Annotated in this window: 16 protein-coding genes; 3 read left to right on the top strand and 13 right to left on the bottom strand. The window is 61.5% G+C overall.

All coding sequences use genetic code 11. The features are described 5' to 3' along the window. Window positions 1-2: 2 nt before the first annotated feature. Window positions 3-716, top strand: a complete 714-nt coding sequence (locus ACS5Q8_RS01760) for a hypothetical protein (protein WP_247407335.1) — start codon at window positions 3-5, stop codon at window positions 714-716. Between the two features lie 553 nt (window positions 717-1269). Continuing rightward, the gene (locus ACS5Q8_RS01755) at window positions 1270-1464 is read left to right on the top strand and encodes a DcrB/PsbP domain-containing protein (protein ID WP_276195904.1); all 195 of its coding nucleotides are present in this window, start codon (window positions 1270-1272) and stop codon (window positions 1462-1464) included. 85 nt (window positions 1465-1549) lie between these two features. Here ACS5Q8_RS01755 and hutG read toward each other — a convergent pair whose 3' ends face one another. The 11 genes from hutG to hutC form a co-directional block, all read right to left on the bottom strand. Continuing rightward, window positions 1550-2350: an N-formylglutamate deformylase gene (hutG, locus tag ACS5Q8_RS01750; RefSeq protein ID WP_465159777.1), complete on the bottom strand. Its 801-nt coding sequence runs from the start codon at window positions 2348-2350 to the stop codon at window positions 1550-1552. 11 nt (window positions 2351-2361) lie between these two features. Beyond that, window positions 2362-3567, bottom strand: a complete 1206-nt coding sequence (gene hutI, locus ACS5Q8_RS01745; RefSeq protein WP_443696136.1) for an imidazolonepropionase — start codon at window positions 3565-3567, stop codon at window positions 2362-2364. Window positions 3568-3582: 15 nt separating this feature from the next. Next, window positions 3583-5121 carry a histidine ammonia-lyase gene (gene hutH / locus ACS5Q8_RS01740; RefSeq protein ID WP_276195900.1) on the bottom strand — a complete coding sequence of 513 codons (1539 nt, stop codon included), beginning with the start codon at window positions 5119-5121 and terminating at the stop codon, window positions 3583-3585. 19 nt (window positions 5122-5140) lie between these two features. Further along, entirely contained in the window at window positions 5141-6664 is a 1524-nt protein-coding gene (locus tag ACS5Q8_RS01735) for an HAL/PAL/TAL family ammonia-lyase (RefSeq protein ID WP_443696135.1), read from the bottom strand. Between the two features lie 136 nt (window positions 6665-6800). After that, complete coding sequence (locus ACS5Q8_RS01730) at window positions 6801-7625, bottom strand: quaternary amine ABC transporter ATP-binding protein (protein ID WP_276195898.1); 825 nt, start codon at window positions 7623-7625, stop codon at window positions 6801-6803. After that, complete coding sequence (locus tag ACS5Q8_RS01725) at window positions 7622-8473, bottom strand: ABC transporter permease (RefSeq protein ID WP_017849906.1); 852 nt, start codon at window positions 8471-8473, stop codon at window positions 7622-7624. Before ACS5Q8_RS01725 ends, ACS5Q8_RS01730 begins: the two co-directional genes overlap by 4 nt. A 71-nt stretch (window positions 8474-8544) precedes the next feature. After that, on the bottom strand, window positions 8545-9510 hold the full coding sequence (locus ACS5Q8_RS01720) for an ABC transporter substrate-binding protein (protein WP_465159776.1): 966 nt from the start codon (window positions 9508-9510) through the stop codon (window positions 8545-8547). 68 nt (window positions 9511-9578) lie between these two features. Next, on the bottom strand, window positions 9579-11051 hold the full coding sequence (locus ACS5Q8_RS01715) for a purine-cytosine permease family protein (protein ID WP_276195894.1): 1473 nt from the start codon (window positions 11049-11051) through the stop codon (window positions 9579-9581). Window positions 11052-11196: 145 nt separating this feature from the next. Then, window positions 11197-12882, bottom strand: a complete 1686-nt coding sequence (gene hutU, locus ACS5Q8_RS01710) for a urocanate hydratase (RefSeq protein WP_465159775.1) — start codon at window positions 12880-12882, stop codon at window positions 11197-11199. Between the two features lie 420 nt (window positions 12883-13302). Continuing rightward, the gene (locus ACS5Q8_RS01705; protein ID WP_426102707.1) at window positions 13303-13863 is read right to left on the bottom strand and encodes a HutD/Ves family protein; all 561 of its coding nucleotides are present in this window, start codon (window positions 13861-13863) and stop codon (window positions 13303-13305) included. After that, complete coding sequence (hutC, locus tag ACS5Q8_RS01700) at window positions 13860-14639, bottom strand: histidine utilization transcriptional repressor HutC (RefSeq protein ID WP_247400535.1); 780 nt, start codon at window positions 14637-14639, stop codon at window positions 13860-13862. Before hutC ends, ACS5Q8_RS01705 begins: the two co-directional genes overlap by 4 nt. A 78-nt stretch (window positions 14640-14717) precedes the next feature. On the opposite strand from hutC, the gene ACS5Q8_RS01695 reads away from it, so the two are divergent. Then, entirely contained in the window at window positions 14718-16082 is a 1365-nt protein-coding gene (locus tag ACS5Q8_RS01695) for a formimidoylglutamate deiminase (RefSeq protein ID WP_443697437.1), read from the top strand. A 115-nt stretch (window positions 16083-16197) separates the two neighbouring features. Here ACS5Q8_RS01695 and ACS5Q8_RS01690 read toward each other — a convergent pair whose 3' ends face one another. Next, window positions 16198-16767, bottom strand: a complete 570-nt coding sequence (locus tag ACS5Q8_RS01690) for a lipocalin family protein (protein ID WP_276195887.1) — start codon at window positions 16765-16767, stop codon at window positions 16198-16200. A 30-nt stretch (window positions 16768-16797) separates the two neighbouring features. After that, complete coding sequence (locus ACS5Q8_RS01685; protein ID WP_247400529.1) at window positions 16798-17052, bottom strand: outer membrane protein assembly factor BamE; 255 nt, start codon at window positions 17050-17052, stop codon at window positions 16798-16800. Window positions 17053-17113: the final 61 nt, after the last annotated feature.

Here is a 17113-nt window from a genome sequence, read left to right as displayed (position 1 = left end):
TAATGTTCATCATCCCTGACCTTGAACTCATAGAAACCTCGCTGATATGTTATGGAGACGCTTCTGTCAGATGGGTTTTCGACACCAACTCTTCCGTCGTCTGCCTCGAAGCATCAAATAAGCAGCATGTGAGTTCAGAGCATTGGATTTCAGAAAACTCGGACATTTTTTCATTCACTGAACAGGGTGACCTCGCCTGCCTAAGGTTCTCGGTCCCGGGTGAGAACCACACGGCACAGATCAATATAGAAAAAACTATCGCGGGTCGAATCAAACTTCACAAATCGCTCTATAGTGTTCCACAAACCACACTCAGGTTATTTGACCCAAAAAAAAGACGGCTCTCATGCTTCATGGCCGCGCCGATGGGGGGGAGAATCCTCACCCGCGTCAACTTTGCAAACGATCTCACGATACTCCTGTCGGGCGACGAGTATTTTGGCTTCGAACTGTCCAACCCGTTGGACTATCTGGCAACCAAGCCGGACGATCCCATTGATCATGAAAATCGGGCCAACGATGACGAATATCTATTGATGAGCGCTTTGCTTGAGACCATCTCGGACAACACAGTCGAAGCATTGGATAACGACATGGCCGAAGTAGCTAACGAGCTGAAAACACGAATATTGTCGCAAATAGAAGTCATTAAAAGCCCCTTCAGAAAGGCCATAATCGAGTCGTCTCTGGAAGACTTCATTGATTATTACGCTTAATGACAATATTAATAGGGGGGGCTGACCCTGAGGGTTCATTAGATGAAATACTCCTATCGAATTACGAAATATGGGCCTCTGCAGGGTGACGACTGGACCAGCTTTCATGACATTGGAAATAGCGTTTCGGAAGAGGAGTATCTGCTCACCGAAACCGACTATATAAATACAGTTATCAGTATTTGCCGGTGCTTGGGCGCGTCCTCTTTTACAGTTAACAATCTTGAGTTTAATTCCGAGGGCGAGCCTTACACGGAAGGGCAAGAAGTTGAGGTCGATCGGCTGGCCCCAGTTCTCACAGCAATACTGAGAGAAAGGATTTGGTGCAAGCTGAAATCGCCAGTCTGTGAGTTTCATTTTGGCTATGACTACTACATGTATTTAGTCTCGAGAATTGATGCAGACGTTTGCTTTCCGAGAGGAAACAGCAAACTGTATTTTGAGTTGTTTCAATCTCCATATCTGGATAGCCCTAACTAAGGGAAATATCATCGTCTGAATATCTCACCGAGACCTCGTGCCAACGTAACATCAGTACGATGCCAAGCAGGACGTGGACGCCATTTACCCTCACAACCAGTTCTGCAGAGGTACCGAGCGCATTTATCAATATCAGTTAGGGCTGGTCGTGCTCGGTTCTCGCCAACTGCTCGCCCTGAGTTACGTAAAGGCCCAGCCCATGGGCGATGTCGAAAACGCCCAGCGGGCCGCCCTGAAAAACACGCGGCTCTTTAACCTGCACGCCTGAAGCCGTTACTCCCTACCTGACGCACATTTGACTGTGCGCCTGGGCGGTGTGTTGGAAGTGGCGCCCCCCCAAACTTGGAACGATTTCAGCCGTAACGCTTTTGCCCCCACGCCAGAAAACCGTCCAACAACTGCTTCAACACCCCCCGCGTCGGCCCCGCCAGATCCTCGCGATAACGAAACGGCTCGAACTCTTCCATATACGTGCTCTGGCACAACTCCAGTTGCACGGCATGGATGTCCTGCGCCGGGTTGCCGTAATGCCGGGTGATATGGCCGCCCTTGAAGCGCCCGTTGAGCACATGGGTGTACTGCGGATGCGCGGCGCAGATGGCTTCCAATTGGCTGGCCAGTTCAGGAGCGCAGGCGGCGCCGTTGAAGGTGCCGAGGTTGAAGTCCGGCAGCTTGCCGTCGAACAGGTGCGGGATCACCGAGCGGATCGAATGTGCATCGAACAACAGCGCGTAGCCGAATTCGGCCTTGAGCCGTGCCAGTTCGTCTTGCAGGGTGCGGTGGTATGGCGCCCAGATGTGTTCCAAGTAGGTGGCGCGCTCCTCCTTGGACGGTTCCAGGCCGTCGCGGAACAACGGCACGCCGTCGAACAGGATCGCGGGGTACAGGCCGGTGGTGGCGCCGACGTACAACGGTTTATCGTCGGACGGCCGGTTCAGGTCGATGACAAACCGCGAGTACTCCGCCGCCAGGGTGCTGGCGCCGAGCGCTTCGGCAAAGTCATACAGCGTGGGGATGTGCCAGTCGGTGTCCGGCAGGCTTTGTGCCTCGGGGATCAACCCGGCCTGCACGGCAGGCGTCAGGCGCAGGCCGGCGTGAGGCATGCTGATCAGCAGCGGTACGCGGCCTTGTTTGAAGCTCAGAACCTTATCCACAGCGCGACTCCTTAAACAGTGACATCGACGCCATGGCGCACGACGCGTTTATCCAGCTCGCCGCCCAGCCAGTAGGCCAGGTCGGCGGGACGATCGATCTGCCAGGCGACAAAGTCGGCGACCTTGCCCACTTCCAGCGAGCCATGGGTGGCGCCCATGCCCAGCGCGGTGGCGGCATGTTGAGTGGCGCCGGCCAGGGCTTCTTCCGGGGTCATGCGGAACAGGGTGCAGGCCATGTTCAGCATCAGGCGCACCGACAAGGCCGGCGAGGTGCCGGGGTTGAGGTCGCTGGCGATGGCGATCTTCACGCCGTGCTTGCGCAGGGCGTCCATCGGCGGTAACTGGGTTTCGCGCAGAAAGTAAAACGCGCCCGGCAGCAGCACCGCGACGGTGCCGGCAGCGGCCATGGCGATAGCGTCTTGTTCGGTCATGAATTCCAGGTGATCCGCCGACAGCGCCTGGTAACGCGCGGCCAGGCTGGAACCGTGCAGCGACGACAGTTGCTCGGCGTGCAGCTTCACCGGCAGGCCGAGTTGCCGGGCGACTTTAAACACGCGCTCCACCTGTTCGGGCGAGAACGCCAGGTATTCGCAGAACGCATCCACCGCATCCACCAGCCCTTCCGCGGCCAGGGCCGGGAGCATTTCGCTGCAGATGTGATCGATGTAGGCGTCGGCGCGGTCCTTGTACTCCGGCGGCAAGGCGTGGGCGGCCAGGCACGTGGCGCGCACGCTGACCGGCAGCGCGTCACCGAGGCGACGAATCACCCGCAGCAACTTGCGCTCGCTGGCCAGGTCGAGGCCGTAGCCGGATTTGATCTCCACCGTGGTCACGCCGTCGCGCAGCAAACTGCGCAGGCGCTTGTGGGCACTTTCGAACAGTTCATCCTCGCTGGCGGCGCGGGTGGCGCGCACGGTGCTGGCAATACCGCCGCCCTGGGCGGCGATGTCGGCGTAGCTGACGCCTTCGAGGCGTTGTTCAAACTCACCGCTGCGATTGCCGCCGAACACCGTGTGGGTGTGGCAATCGATCAGCCCGGGGGTGACCCACGCACCCTGCAGGTCATGCACCTGGGCGTAATCCGCCGTCGGCACTTCGTTGCGCGGACCGATCCACTCAATGAACTGACCGGCGGTGACCATGGCGGCGTCCTCGATGATCGAGTAGTTGCCGTGCGCCATGGTTGCGATGTGGCAGTGTTGCCAAAGGGCTTTCATCCCAGACTCCTCGGGTTACAGGCTCGGCAGCAACTTGGCCGGCACCAGCTCGTTCAGACAGCGGCTGGCGAGCAGTTCGGTGGCGGCGATGATGTCCGGGGCGAAGAAGCGGTCCTTGTCGTAGAACGCTACTTTGCCGCGCAGGATGGCGCGTGCTTTTTCCAGCTTCGGCGAGGTCTTCAGGCCTTCGCGCAGGTCCAGGCCCTGGCACGCCGCCAGCCATTCCACGGCCAAAATGCCGCGAACGTTTTCAGCCATTTCCCACAAGCGCTTGCCCGCAGCCGGCGCCATGGACACATGGTCTTCCTGGTTGGCCGAGGTCGGCAGGCTGTCGACGCTATGGGGATGGGCGAGCGCCTTGTTTTCGCTGGCGAGTGCCGCAGCCGTGACCTGCGCGATCATGAAGCCGGAGTTCACCCCGCCATTGCCCACCAGGAACGGCGGCAGTTGCGACATGTGCTTGTCCATCATCAGCGAAATACGCCGCTCGCTCAGGGAGCCGATTTCGGCGATGGCCAGCGCCATGTTGTCGGCAGCCATGGCCACCGGCTCGGCGTGGAAGTTGCCGCCGGAGATCACGTCACCTTCGGCGGCGAATACCAGCGGGTTATCCGACACCGCGTTGGCCTCGATCACCAGCACCTCGGCGGCCTGGCGGAACTGGGTCAGGCAGGCGCCCATGACTTGTGGCTGGCAGCGCAGGGAATAAGGGTCTTGCACCTTGTCGCAGTTCTGGTGCGACTGCGACACCTGGCTGCTTTCGCCCAGCAGGTCGCGATAAGCCGCCGCCGAATCGATCTGCCCACGCTGGCCGCGCGCGGCGTGAATGCGCGGATCGAACGGCGAGCGCGAGCCCAGCACCGCTTCCACGGTGAGGCTGCCGCACGCGAGGGCGCCGGCGAACAAATCCTCACCCTCGAACAGGCCACGCAGGGCATACGCCGTGGACACCTGGGTGCCGTTGAGCAGCGCCAGGCCTTCCTTGGCGGCCAGGGTCAGCGGCGTGAGGCCGGCGATTTTCAGCGCGGCATTCGCCTCCAGCCATTCACCTTTGTAGCGCGCCTTGCCTTCGCCGAGCAGCACCAGGGACATATGGGCCAAGGGCGCCAAGTCACCGGAGGCACCGACCGAGCCTTTGAGCGGAATGTGCGGGTACACCTCGGCGTTGATCAGCGCGATCAGCGCGTCGATCACCTGGCGGCGAATCCCGGAAAACCCACGGCTCAGGCTATTGACCTTGAGCACCATGACCAGCCGCACCAGCGCATCGCTGATCGGCTCACCGACACCGGCGGCGTGGGACAGCACCAGGGAGCGCTGGAGGTTTTCCAGGTCTTCGCTGGCGATGCGGGTCGAGGCCAGCAGGCCGAAACCGGTGTTGATGCCATAGGCGGTGCGGTTCTCGGCGAGAATCTGCTCTACACAGGCAACACTGGCCTCGATCTGCGCCGTGGCGCTGTCATCCAGGCTGAGGGTTACCGGCTGCTGGTAGATGGCCCGCAGTTGGGCAAGGGTCAGTTGGCCTGGAATCAGAGTTAGCGCAGTCACATTCATGCTCCTTGGAAATTATTGTTCAGTGCAATTCGGGAAACGTCTGGTGCAGCGAAGTGCTGTGCTTGAGCAGCGCGGCGGCGGTCGCGATGTCCGGCGCCAGCCAGCGGTCCTGCGCGTAAGGCGCGACCTGCTCACGCAGCAGGCGCCAGGCACGGTCGGTGCCCGCGCCGAAACGCTGGCCCTTGAGAAACTCGAAGGCCTGGGCCGCGAGCAGGTACTCGATGGCGAGGATCTGGGTCACGTTGGCCAACAATTGGTGCAGCTTGAGCGCGGCGTTGGTGCCCATGCTCAGGTGGTCTTCCTGCAGGCCCGAGGTGACGAAGTTGTCGAGCACCGCCGGTTGCGCCAACTGGCGGTTCTGCGCGCATAAGGAAGCGGCAACGTATTGCACGATCATCATCCCGGAGTTGACTCCCGGGTTGCTCACCAGGAACGCCGGCAAGCCGCTGACGTGGGGGTTGATCAGGCGGTCCAGGCGGCGCTCGGCGACGGCGCCGATCTCGGCCATGGCAATCGCCAGCATATCAGCGGCCAACGCCACGGACTGCCCGTGCGGGTTGGCCTGGGACACCACGCGGTAGCGGTCCGGCGTGCCGAGCAGCAGCGGGTTGTCGGTGGCGCTGTTGAGTTCGGTCTCGACCTGCCGGGTCGCATGTTCCACTTGGTCGCGGGCCGCGCCGTGGATCTGCGGGATCGAACGCAGGCTCAAGGCATCCTGGGTGCGGACGCCTTTACTGCTCGCGATCACTTCACTGCCGTCGAGCAACGCCCGCAGGTTGATGCCGACCTGCTGCATGCCGGGGTGCGGTTTGAGGGCGAGGATTTCGGCGTCGAACGCATCGATCTGGCCGCGCTGGGCCTCGAAACTCATGGCGCCGATCACGTCGGCCCATTGCAACAGGTGATGGGCATCGGCCAAGGCCAGGCAGCTCAGGCCGGTCATGCACGGCGTGCCGTTGACCAGGCACAGGCCGTCCTTGGCGCCGAGCACCACCGGCTGCAACCCTTCTGCGCTCAGGGCCTGTTGCGCCGCGACGATTTGGCCCAGGTAGCTCACGTCGCCAATACCCAGCAACGCTACGCCGACATGGGCCATGTGAGTCAGATAGCCCACCGAACCCTGGGACGGCACTTGCGGTGTGATGCCGTGATTGAGCAGCGCCAGCAGCGCATGCACCACCTGCGGATGCAGGCCGGATTTGCCCTGGCTGTAGTTGACGATCGCCGCGCAGACGATTGCGCGGGTCTGTTCGTCGCTGAGCACCGGGCCGACACCACAGGCGTGGCTCAACAGGGTGTTGCGCGACAACTGGCTGAGTTGCTCGCCCTCCAGCGACACATTGCACAGCGCGCCCAGGCCGGTGTTCACGCCATAAGCGCGCTCGCCGCGGCTGACAATGCGCTGCACGATGGCCTGGGCATTGTCGATGCGTGCCCAGGCCTGGCCCGAGAGTTCGAGCACCGCGCCGTGACAGGCCACGGCGACCACGTCCTGCCAGCGCAGGGGGGCGTTGGTGATGATGACTTTTGCTGCCTGGGACATCTTCATACCTTCTTCAGTTCTTGAGCAGCCTTACCGGCCCTATCGGGAGCACGCCCCCTCCCACAGGGGAATGCATTCCAAAGGTGGGAGGGGGCTTGCTCCCGATGAGGCCAGCAGCCGCCCCACATAATCCGGATCAGACCACCGCCGCCCGCCGCTGAACGAACCGGTTCACATACTCATCCGCCGGCGAATGCAGGATCTCACGGGGCGTGCCGACCTGGATCAGCTTGCCGTCCTTGAGGATTGCAATGCGGTTGCCAAGACGCACCGCCTCGTCGAGGTCGTGGGTGATGAACACGATGGTCTTGTGCAGGGTCTTTTGCAGTTCGAGCAACTGGTCCTGCATCTCGGCGCGGATCAGCGGGTCGAGAGCACTGAAGGCTTCGTCCATCAGGATGATCTCGGTGTCCGCCGCGAGTGCGCGGGCCAGGCCGACCCGTTGGCGCATGCCGCCGGAGAGCTGGTGCGGGTATTTGTTTTCGTAGCCTTTGAGGCCCACGGTGTCGATCCAGTGCAGCGCGCGCTCGGCGCAGACCTGCTGGGTTTCGCCGCGCACTTTCAGGCCGTAGGCGACGTTGTCGAGCACGTTCTTGTGGGGTAGCAGGCCGAAGCTCTGGAACACCATGCTGATCTTGTGCCGACGGAATTCGCGCAGGGCATCCATGTCCAGTTGCAGGATATCTTCGCCGTCGACCAGGATCGCGCCGCTGGTGGGGTCGATCAGGCGGTTGAAGTGGCGCACCAGGGTGGACTTGCCCGAGCCCGACAGGCCCATGATCACGAAGATCTCGCCGGTGCCGATGCTCAGGGACAGGTCGTTGACGCCGACCACGCAACCGGTCTCGGCCAGCACCTGATCCTTGGTCTTGCCCTGGCCGATCAGCCCCAGCGCGTCCTTGGCGCGGTTGCCGAAGATCTTGAAGACGTTTTTCACTTCGATTTTGCTGACAGTCGTCATTTGCTCGCCTCATGCCGTGGACGGCCGTAGGCCTGGGTAATGCGGTCGATGACCACGGCGAGAATCACGATGGCCAGCCCGGCTTCCAGGCCGCGCCCGACGTTGAGGGTCTGGATACCGACAAGTACGTCTTCGCCCAGGCCACGGGCGCCGATCATCGAGGCGATCACCACCATCGACAACGCCATCATGGTGGTCTGGTTGATGCCGGCCATGATGCTCGGCAGCGCCAGCGGCAGTTGCACGCCGAACAGCTGTTGCCAGCGGTTGGCGCCGAAGGCGTTGATGGCTTCCATGACTTCGCCGTCGACCTGGCGAATCCCCAGGTCGGTCAGGCGGATCAGCGGCGGCGCGGCGTAGATCACCGTGGCGAAAATCGCCGGCACCTTGCCCAGGCCGAACAGCATCAGCACCGGGATCAAATACACGAAGCTGGGCATGGTTTGCATGATGTCGAGCAGCGGCATCAGCACCGACCGCAGGCGATTGCTGCGCGCCGACAAGATGCCCAGCGGAATGCCGATCAGCACCGAGATCAGCGTGGCGACCAGCATCAGGGCCAGGGTCTGCATCAGTTTGTCCCACAGGCCGACCGCGCCGACCAGGAACAACAGGCCGACGATCACTGCCGTGGTCACCACCTTGCGCGTGGCATGCCAGGCCACGGCGCCGACGATGGCCAGCATCAGCCACCAGGGCGCGGCGCGCAGCAGGCCTTCCAGGTTGACGATGGCCCATAGCAGGGTGTCGGAGATGTGCCGGAACACATCGCCGTAGTTGGTCACCAGCGAATCCACCCAACCGTTGACCCAGTTGGCAATGGAAAACGTAAAACTCTCAGGAAACATAGCGTGCTCTCGATCCAGTGGGTTGTGGCCAGGCGCCCGGCTGCCCCTCAGGGTAGCCGGGTACGCATGACCTACAAGGCCGCGTCGATTTTCTTGGCAGCGTCGTCGCTCACCCAGGCGTGCCAGACTTCAGGGTGTTCCTTGAGGAATAGCTGCGCCAATTTCGGTGATTCGATACGCTCTTTGGCCATGCGACCGAGGTTCTGGTTCAGCAGATCGATCGGCAGGTTGACCTTTTCCAGCATGGCCACCAGTTCCGGCGCTTGCTCGTGGAAGGTCTTGGACAGGCCGACCTTGATGCTCACGCTTTTATCCACGCCGGGTTTTTCTTCCAGCTTGACCAAATCGACCTGGCCCATCAGCGGCGTTGGCGACCAGTAGTAGAACAGGATCGGCTCGCCGCGCTTGTAGCTCGACAGCACAGCCGCATCCAGCGCCGGGCCGGTGCCGGGGCGGAAGTTGGTGTAGGTGCTTTCCAGGCCGTAGCTCTTGAGCATCGCGCTGTTGTCCAGCTCGCAGGTCCAACCGGCCGGGCAGTTATAGAAACGGCCTTTGGACGGTTCTTCCTGGTCCTTGAAAACGGCGACGTACTTGGCCAGGTCGGCGATGTTCTTCAGTTCCGGCGCCTTGGGCTCCAGCTTGCGCTTGGCATCGCCTTCGATCACGTAACGCGGCACGTACCAACCTTCGATCGCACCCACCACCGGCGCGCCGACGCCGACGACCTTGCCGGCCCTCTCGGCCTTGTTCCACACCTCGCTGCGACCGACCCACTCTTCGGCAAACACTTGAATGTCGTTGCTGCTCAGGGCGTTTTCCATGGTGATGGAATTGCCCGGCAGGCTGTCGGTTTTGCAGTCGTAGCCCTTTTCCAGAACGGTTTGCAGGATGTCGGTGAGCAACATGCCGCTTTCCCAGTTCAGGCCGGCGAATTTCACCGGTTTACCGGACTCGCACCAACCGGCCGCCTGGGCGCCGGTGCTTGCCAGCAAGCCCAGGGAAAGCAATGTGGTCAGCAGGGTCTTGTTCGATTTCATTGTGTGACGCTCCTAATCATGAATTGGCTTACGGCAGTCAAGAGGCATCCTGCCCGGTCCACATCCAATCAGGCCTGCGCCGCAGCGCGACCGGCCCCGCTCGTTGCAGGTGGTACTGCACTGTTCTGCTCGAGCGGCAGAATCAGTTGATCGGGCACGGCGCCGTGCCATTTTTTCGCACACACGTAGTACATGGCTGCCGGAAGTATCAGACCGATGATCCAGGAAATATCCACATCACCCAGGGCGGCCACCAGTGGACCGGTGTAGAACTTGGTGGAGATGAACGGCAATTGCACCAGCACGCCGAACACATAGACGCTGATACCGAGCGGGTTCCAACGCCCGTAGCGCCCGTTCGGATCGGCCAGCGCGGTCACGTCATAACGCTCGCGGGTGATGCAGTAGTAGTCCACCAGGTTGATCGCGCTCCAGGGCGTAAAGAACGCCAGCAGGAACAGGATGAAAGACTTGAACGCACCGAGGAACGAGTGCTGACCGAGCAACGCGATCAGGGTCGCGGTACCGACGATGGCCAGCACGAAAGCCAGGCGCTGCAAGCGCGTGACTTCCAGGCGACCCCGGAAGCCGCTGATGATGGTCGCAATGCACATGAAGCTGCCGTAGGAGTTCAGCGTGGAGATGGTGACCTTGCCGAACGCGATGCTGAAGTACAGCAGCGCAGCGGTGGCCCCCGTACCGCCCAGGCCCACGATGTAGGCCACTTCGTGACCGGCGAATTGCCCGTTGGACAGGGCGGCGGCAAACACACCGAGGACCATCGCCACCTGTGCGCCAATCACTGAACCCGCGCCAGCGGCCAGAAAGGTTTTCACCGAGGACGTCTTGCTCGGCAGGTAGCGTGAATAGTCCGCCACGTAGGGGCCGAAGGCGATTTGCCAGGAGGCCGCGAGCGACACCGCGAGCAGGAAACTGCTCCAACTGAAGTGGCGGATTTGCAGGAGTGCGCCAATGTCGGCCTGGCTCATCAGGCGACTGAACAGGTAGGCAAAGGCAATCACACCAATGACGCTGGCGACCCGGCCGATGAAGTGGATCACCCGGTAGCCGAGCACCGTGACCAGCACGATGACACTGGCAAAGATAAGGATACCGACGCTGTCGCTGACACCAAACAACTGGCCCAGCGCCTGACCGGAAAGCACGGTGCCGGTGGCGGTGAAACCCAGGTACATCAAACACACCAGCACGATCGGGATGGCCGCACCATAAACCCCGAACTGTACCCGGCTGGAGATCATCTGCGGCAGGCCAAGTTTCGGCCCTTGCGCCGCATGCAACGCCATAACGCCGCCGCCGAGCAGTTGGCCGATCAACAGACCGATCAACGACCAGAACACATCACCGCCGAGCACCACGGCCAGGGCCCCGGTGACAATCGCGGTGATTTGCAGGTTGGCGCCCATCCATAGGGTGAACTGGCTAAACAGACGACCGTGTCTTTCCGCTTCCGGGATGTAGTCGATCGAACGCCTTTCGATCAACGGGGTGGTGCTTGCACGCGCGTCATTTGCAGCCATGGGTGTTCAACCTCTGATGGATTGTTTACAGGTTCAGTGTGGGAGGGACGGTGCGACGATTCGACTTGCTCCCGATGGCGGTGTGACAGCCGGAACATCTGGCACTGACCCACCGCTATCGGGAGCAAGCCCCCTCCCACATTTGTTACTTGATCATTGGGAGATTGAGGCCCTGCTCTTTGGCGCAATCGATCGCGATCTGGTAACCCGCATCGGCGTGACGCATCACCCCGGTGGCCGGGTCGTTGTGCAGCACGCGGGCAATGCGCTCGGCCGCTTCGTCGGTGCCGTCGCAGACAATCACCATCCCGGAGTGCTGCGAGAAGCCCATGCCCACGCCGCCGCCGTGATGCAGCGAAACCCAGGTCGCACCGCTGGCGGTGTTGAGCAAGGCGTTGAGCAGCGGCCAGTCGGACACGGCGTCGGAGCCGTCCTGCATCGATTCGGTTTCGCGGTTGGGGCTGGCCACCGAGCCGGAGTCGAGGTGGTCGCGGCCGATCACCACCGGCGCGGACAACTCGCCGCTGCGCACCATTTCGTTGAACGCCAGGCCCAGCTTGGCGCGCTGGCCCAGGCCGACCCAGCAGATACGCGCCGGCAGGCCCTGGAAGCTGATGCGTTCGCGGGCCATGTCCAGCCAGTTGTGCAGGTGCGCGTCGTCGGGGATCAGCTCTTTGACTTTGGCGTCGGTCTTGTAGATGTCTTGCGGGTCGCCCGACAGCGCGGCCCAGCGGAACGGGCCGATGCCACGGCAGAACAGCGGGCGGATGTAAGCCGGTACGAAACCCGGGAAGTCGAACGCGTTTTCCACGCCTTCTTCCTGCGCCATCTGACGGATGTTGTTGCCGTAGTCGAAGGTCGGGATGCCTTGTTTCTGGAAGTCCAGCATCGCTTTGACGTGAACGGCCATCGACTGCTTGGCGGCCTTGATCACGGCGGCCGGTTCGGTCTTGGCGCGGGCGCGGTATTCGTCCCAGGTCCAGCCGGCCGGCAGGTAACCGTTGAGGGGGTCGTGGGCGCTGGTCTGGTCGGTGACCATGTCCGGGCGCACGCCGCGCTTGACCAGTTCCGGCAGGATTTCGGCGGCGTTGCCCAGCAGGGCGATGGAGATCGCTTTGCCTTCCTGGGTGTACTTGGCGATGCGCGCCAGCGCGTCGTCGAGGTCGCTGGCTTGTTCGTCGACATAGCGGCTGTTCAGGCGGAAATCGATGCTGACCTGCTGGCATTCAATGTTCAGCGAGCACGCACCGGCCAGGGTCGCGGCCAACGGTTGCGCGCCGCCCATGCCGCCGAGGCCGGCGGTCAGCACCCAACGGCCTTTGAGGTTGTTGTCGTAATGCTGGCGGCCGGCCTCGACGAAGGTTTCGTAGGTGCCCTGGACGATGCCCTGGCTGCCGATGTAGATCCAGCTGCCGGCGGTCATCTGGCCGTACATGGCCAGGCCCTTGGCGTCCAGTTCGTTGAAATGTTCCCAACTGGCCCAGTGCGGCACCAGGTTGGAGTTGGCGATCAGTACACGCGGGGCATTGCTGTGGGTCTTGAACACGCCGACCGGTTTGCCGGACTGCACCAGCAGGGTTTCGTCGTCGTTCAGACGCGTGAGGCTCTCGACGATCTGGTCGTAGCACTCCCAGTTGCGCGCCGCACGACCGATGCCGCCGTACACCACCAGCTCTTTCGGGTTTTCGGCCACTTGCGGGTCAAGGTTGTTCATCAGCATGCGCAGCGGCGCTTCGGTCAGCCAGCTTTTGGCGGTGAGCGTGTTGCCGCGAGCGGCGCGGATTTCGACGTCACGGTATTTTGTAGGCTTAGCGTTAGAAAAATCGGTCACAACCAGAACTCCTCAGCGATCGATGCGCGAACTGGATGCGTGCGAAGTTGACTCTTACGCACACACCTTTACTTGTACATACAAGCATATGCAATCGAGCGGCCAACTTGATGAGTGAGTCGTGGGGATTTTTTTTGCGAACACGTGGGAGCCTTGGAAATTAAGGCTTCGAGGCTTGATGAAATTTCTTGCGAGGGCGGTTTGCAGCGAGGAGGGTTGACAGCAACGCTGCGGGTTTGCGCCACGCTGGGGCGTTCGGTAACAAAGTGGTGCGGGGTGCTGGAAACAGATCGCAAAAACAGTGGGAAACAATGTGGGAGGGGGCTTGCCCCCGATTGCAGTGGGTCAGCTACAGATAAGCTGACTGGTCCACCGCTATCGGGGGCAAGTCGAATCGTCGCACCGCCCCTCCCACATTTTTTAACCGAGTCGAGTCAGTTCGATCAGGCAGCAGCGGCCCGTGACCGAGATATCCAGCAAGCCGGTATTACCGTCCACCTGCAGGCAGTCATGATGGCCCAATACCTGGCCGAGCACCTTCACTTCATCGGCCACGCTGAACACCAGCACAGTCTGCGCCGTGCTGAAAAACCGCTGCACCCCATCGATCCACTGCAACCGCGCCTGGAAACGCTGGGGCGAATAGATCAGGTTGAAATCGCGGATCGGCCCGCTGATCAGACGGCACGACACCTGGCTGTCACCCTTGAACGCGAACGGTTGCAGCGGCAACAACCCACGCTGTTCCTCGCCGTCCACGGTCAGGACCATGCCCGCGCCGTTGATCACCGTGATCACGCGCTGGTAACCGGCGAAGGTGGAAAACCCGCCCGACTCGCCAATATCGGCAATCGACAGGCGCCAGCCAAAGCCCTCCAGGCCGTGGCCGGCATCGCGGCTGATTTCTTCGGTGCTGCCGCCACCGTTTTTCCATGGCATGCGCACATAATTCGCGGCGCGCCAGACGGTCACGGCACTCATTTACTGAAACGTCCTTCCAGGCTATGACGCGAACCTGGGTGGATCAGGCGCGCGGCGGTCACCGGCTGGCGACCGGACCAGGTGCGTCGACGAATCAACAGGCACGGCTCGCTCGGTTCGATCTGCAGCAACTTGCACTCGGCCGCATCGGCGAGGATCGCTTCGACCACGTGCTCGCCCTCGGTCAACGGTGCGACCTGGTTCAAATAGGCGTAGGGCGTTTGCTGAGTGAAATCCTGCTGCAGGTATTCCGGCGCGACCAGGGCGTTGACGAAACGGTCTTCGATTTGCACGGGAATATCGTTTTCAAAGTGAACGATCAGCGAGTGGAATACCCGCCCGCCTTCGCGCATTTCCAGGGCAACGGCGCGCTCGGAACCGGCCGCCTCTTCGCCCAGGGTGATGACCTGGCAGGTGTGCCGATGACCACGGGAGGCGATCTCATCGGCAATGTTGTGGACTTCAAACAGCGCCGACTGGCTCTTGGGCTCGGCGACAAACGTGCCGACGCCTTGCATGCGCACCAGCAAACCTTCGGCGGTGAGTTCGCGCAGGGCGCGGTTGATGGTCATGCGGCTGAAACCCAGCTGGCTGACCAGTTCACTCTCCGACGGCACGCGGTAATGCGGCGGCCAGTTGCCGCTGAGGATCTGCTGGCTGATCATCTGTTTAACGCGGGCATACAAGGGCGCCGGACTTTCGTCCAGGTGGGCAGCCAGTGAAGACTTGGCGGGCGGAGTCGGCACGGGGAATCCTTGCAGGGGAAAAAGATGCATAGATTGCCGGAGTTTACCGAGCAGGCAAACGTCTGTATATGTATATACAAATAAACACACGACCGGAGCGCCCTGAACATGTCCGCTTTCTTTGCCGAACGCGCACTGCTGCCTGATGGATGGGCCAACGATGTACGTCTTGAAGTCGGCGCTGATGGCCTGCTGACCCACGTTGCGGCCAATGCCAGTGCAGATGGCGCCGAACGGCTCAGGGGCCCGGTGTTGGCGGGCATGCCGAACCTGCACTCCCACGCGTTCCAGCGCGCCATGGCGGGCTTGGCCGAAGTGGCCGGCAACCCGAATGACAGCTTCTGGACCTGGCGCGAGCTGATGTACCGCATGGTCGGCAAGATCAGTCCGGAGCAACTGCAGATCATTGCGCGCCAGTTGTATATCGAGATGCTCAAGGCCGGTTACACCTCGGTGGCGGAGTTTCATTACGTCCACCATGACGTCAGCGGCCAGCCCTATGCCGACCGCACGGAACTGTCGCGGCAGATCAGCCAGGCGGCCGCCAGCAGCGGGATCGGCCTGACACTACTGCCGGTGCTCTACACCCACGCAGGGTTTGGTGGCCAGGCACCCAATGAAGGCCAGCGACGGTTTATCAACAGCAGCGAACATTACCTGGACCTGCAGGCGCGCCTGAAACCGATCCTCACCGCACAACCGGCGCAGCAGTTGGGCTTGTGTTTCCACTCCCTGCGCGCCGTCACGCCGCAACAGATCAACGAAGTATTGGCCGCCAGCGACAAGGCCTGCCCGGTGCATATCCACATCGCCGAGCAACAGAAAGAAGTCGACGACTGCCTGGCCTGGAGCGGCAAACGCCCGCTGCAATGGTTGTACGACAATGTCGACGTCGATGAACGCTGGTGCCTGGTACACGCCACCCATGCCGATCCCGCGGAAGTGACGCGCATGGCCAGCAGCCGTGCAATTGCCGGTTTGTGCCTGACCACCGAAGCCAACCTGGGCGACGGGATTTTTCCGGCGGTGGATTTCCTCGCCCAGGGTGGGCGCATGGGCATTGGTTCCGACAGCCATGTGTCACTGAGCGTGGTGGAAGAACTGCGCTGGCTGGAATACGGCCAACGCCTGCGCGATCAGCGGCGCAATCGCCTGTATCGCCACGATCAGCCGATGGTCGGCCGCACGCTGTTCGATGCCGCGCTGGACGGCGGCGCCCAGGCGCTGGGCCAGCCGATTGGTCGGCTGGCAGTGGGCAAGCGCGCCGATTGGCTGGTGCTGGACGGTAACGATCCGTACCTGGCGACGGCGACGGCGGACGGGATTCTCAATCGCTGGCTGTTCGCCGGCGGCGATCGGCAGGTGCGCGATGTGATGGTCAACGGCCAGTGGGTGGTGCGCGACGGGCGGCATGCCGGTGAAGAAGAGAGCCGCCGGGCGTTCACCCAGGTTTTGAGAGAGTTACTCGGTTAAAAATGTGGGAGGGGGCTTGCTCCCGATAGCGATGTATCAGTATCAGATGTGCTGACTGACACACTGCAATCGGGAGCAAGCCCCCTCCCACAATTGGATTTGTGCTGATCCAGGATTATTGCGAGGTCTTCGCCATCTGTTTGTCCGACGTGCGCCAGATCAAACGTGTGGTGTCATAACCCTGCTGCCGCGCCCTGCTCAGCAGGTCTTCGCGGGTGTCGGCGCTGACCGTCGGCGTGCGCGACAAGATCCACATATAGCGCCGGCTCGGGCTGCCGACGAGGGCGGTCTTGTAGTCATCGCTGACGTACAGCACCCAGTAGTCGCCCTTGGCGACGCCCGGCAACAGCGCGGTAAACCAGTTATTGAATTCCACCCAGAGCTTGTCGGTCTTGCCCGGCACTTGCGGCGTGGCCGTGCCCTTGGCTTCTTCCCACTTCCATTCTGTCGTCAGGCAGCGGTTGAACACCGACATATCGCCATCTGGCAGCAGTGTGTAGCGGGCCTCGGACTGCGCGCAGTTGCGCTGGAAGTACATCGGTAATCGCGCCAATTCGTACCAGGTGCCCTGGTAACGCTTGAGGTTGACGTTACTCGCGGTCTTGGGTTGCAGATCATCGCCAGAATGGCTGGCGCAGCCCGCCAAAAACAGGCTGGCGCAAAGAAACAAAACAAAACGCATCATTCTTCTTCTCCCGCAGGCTTTCGCCCCGGTTTACTTCAGGCCTTGCCCGGAAAACATCAGAACCTTGTCACCGGCATATTGAACGCTGATAAAGCTGTTTTTATCGCCCCAGGTGCAGCTGGACATGCCCAGCGCGCCGGAACAATCGGTCGGCTTACCCAGCAACGACTCCACTTCGGTCTTGGCCATGCCAGCCGACAGCTTCGCGTAATTTTCCTGATTGACCTTGCTGCAAGCGGCCAACAGCACGCAAAAAGCCAGCAAAGCGAGACGGCGTAACGACATGGAATAACTCCTGGAGGGACAAAGCAGGTTGGGGATCTGCCAGAAGCTTAGAAGGGAAAAC

It is taken from the genome of Pseudomonas sp. PAMC25584 (assembly GCF_058135675.1).
This window is presented reverse-complemented; position numbering and strand designations above follow the sequence as displayed.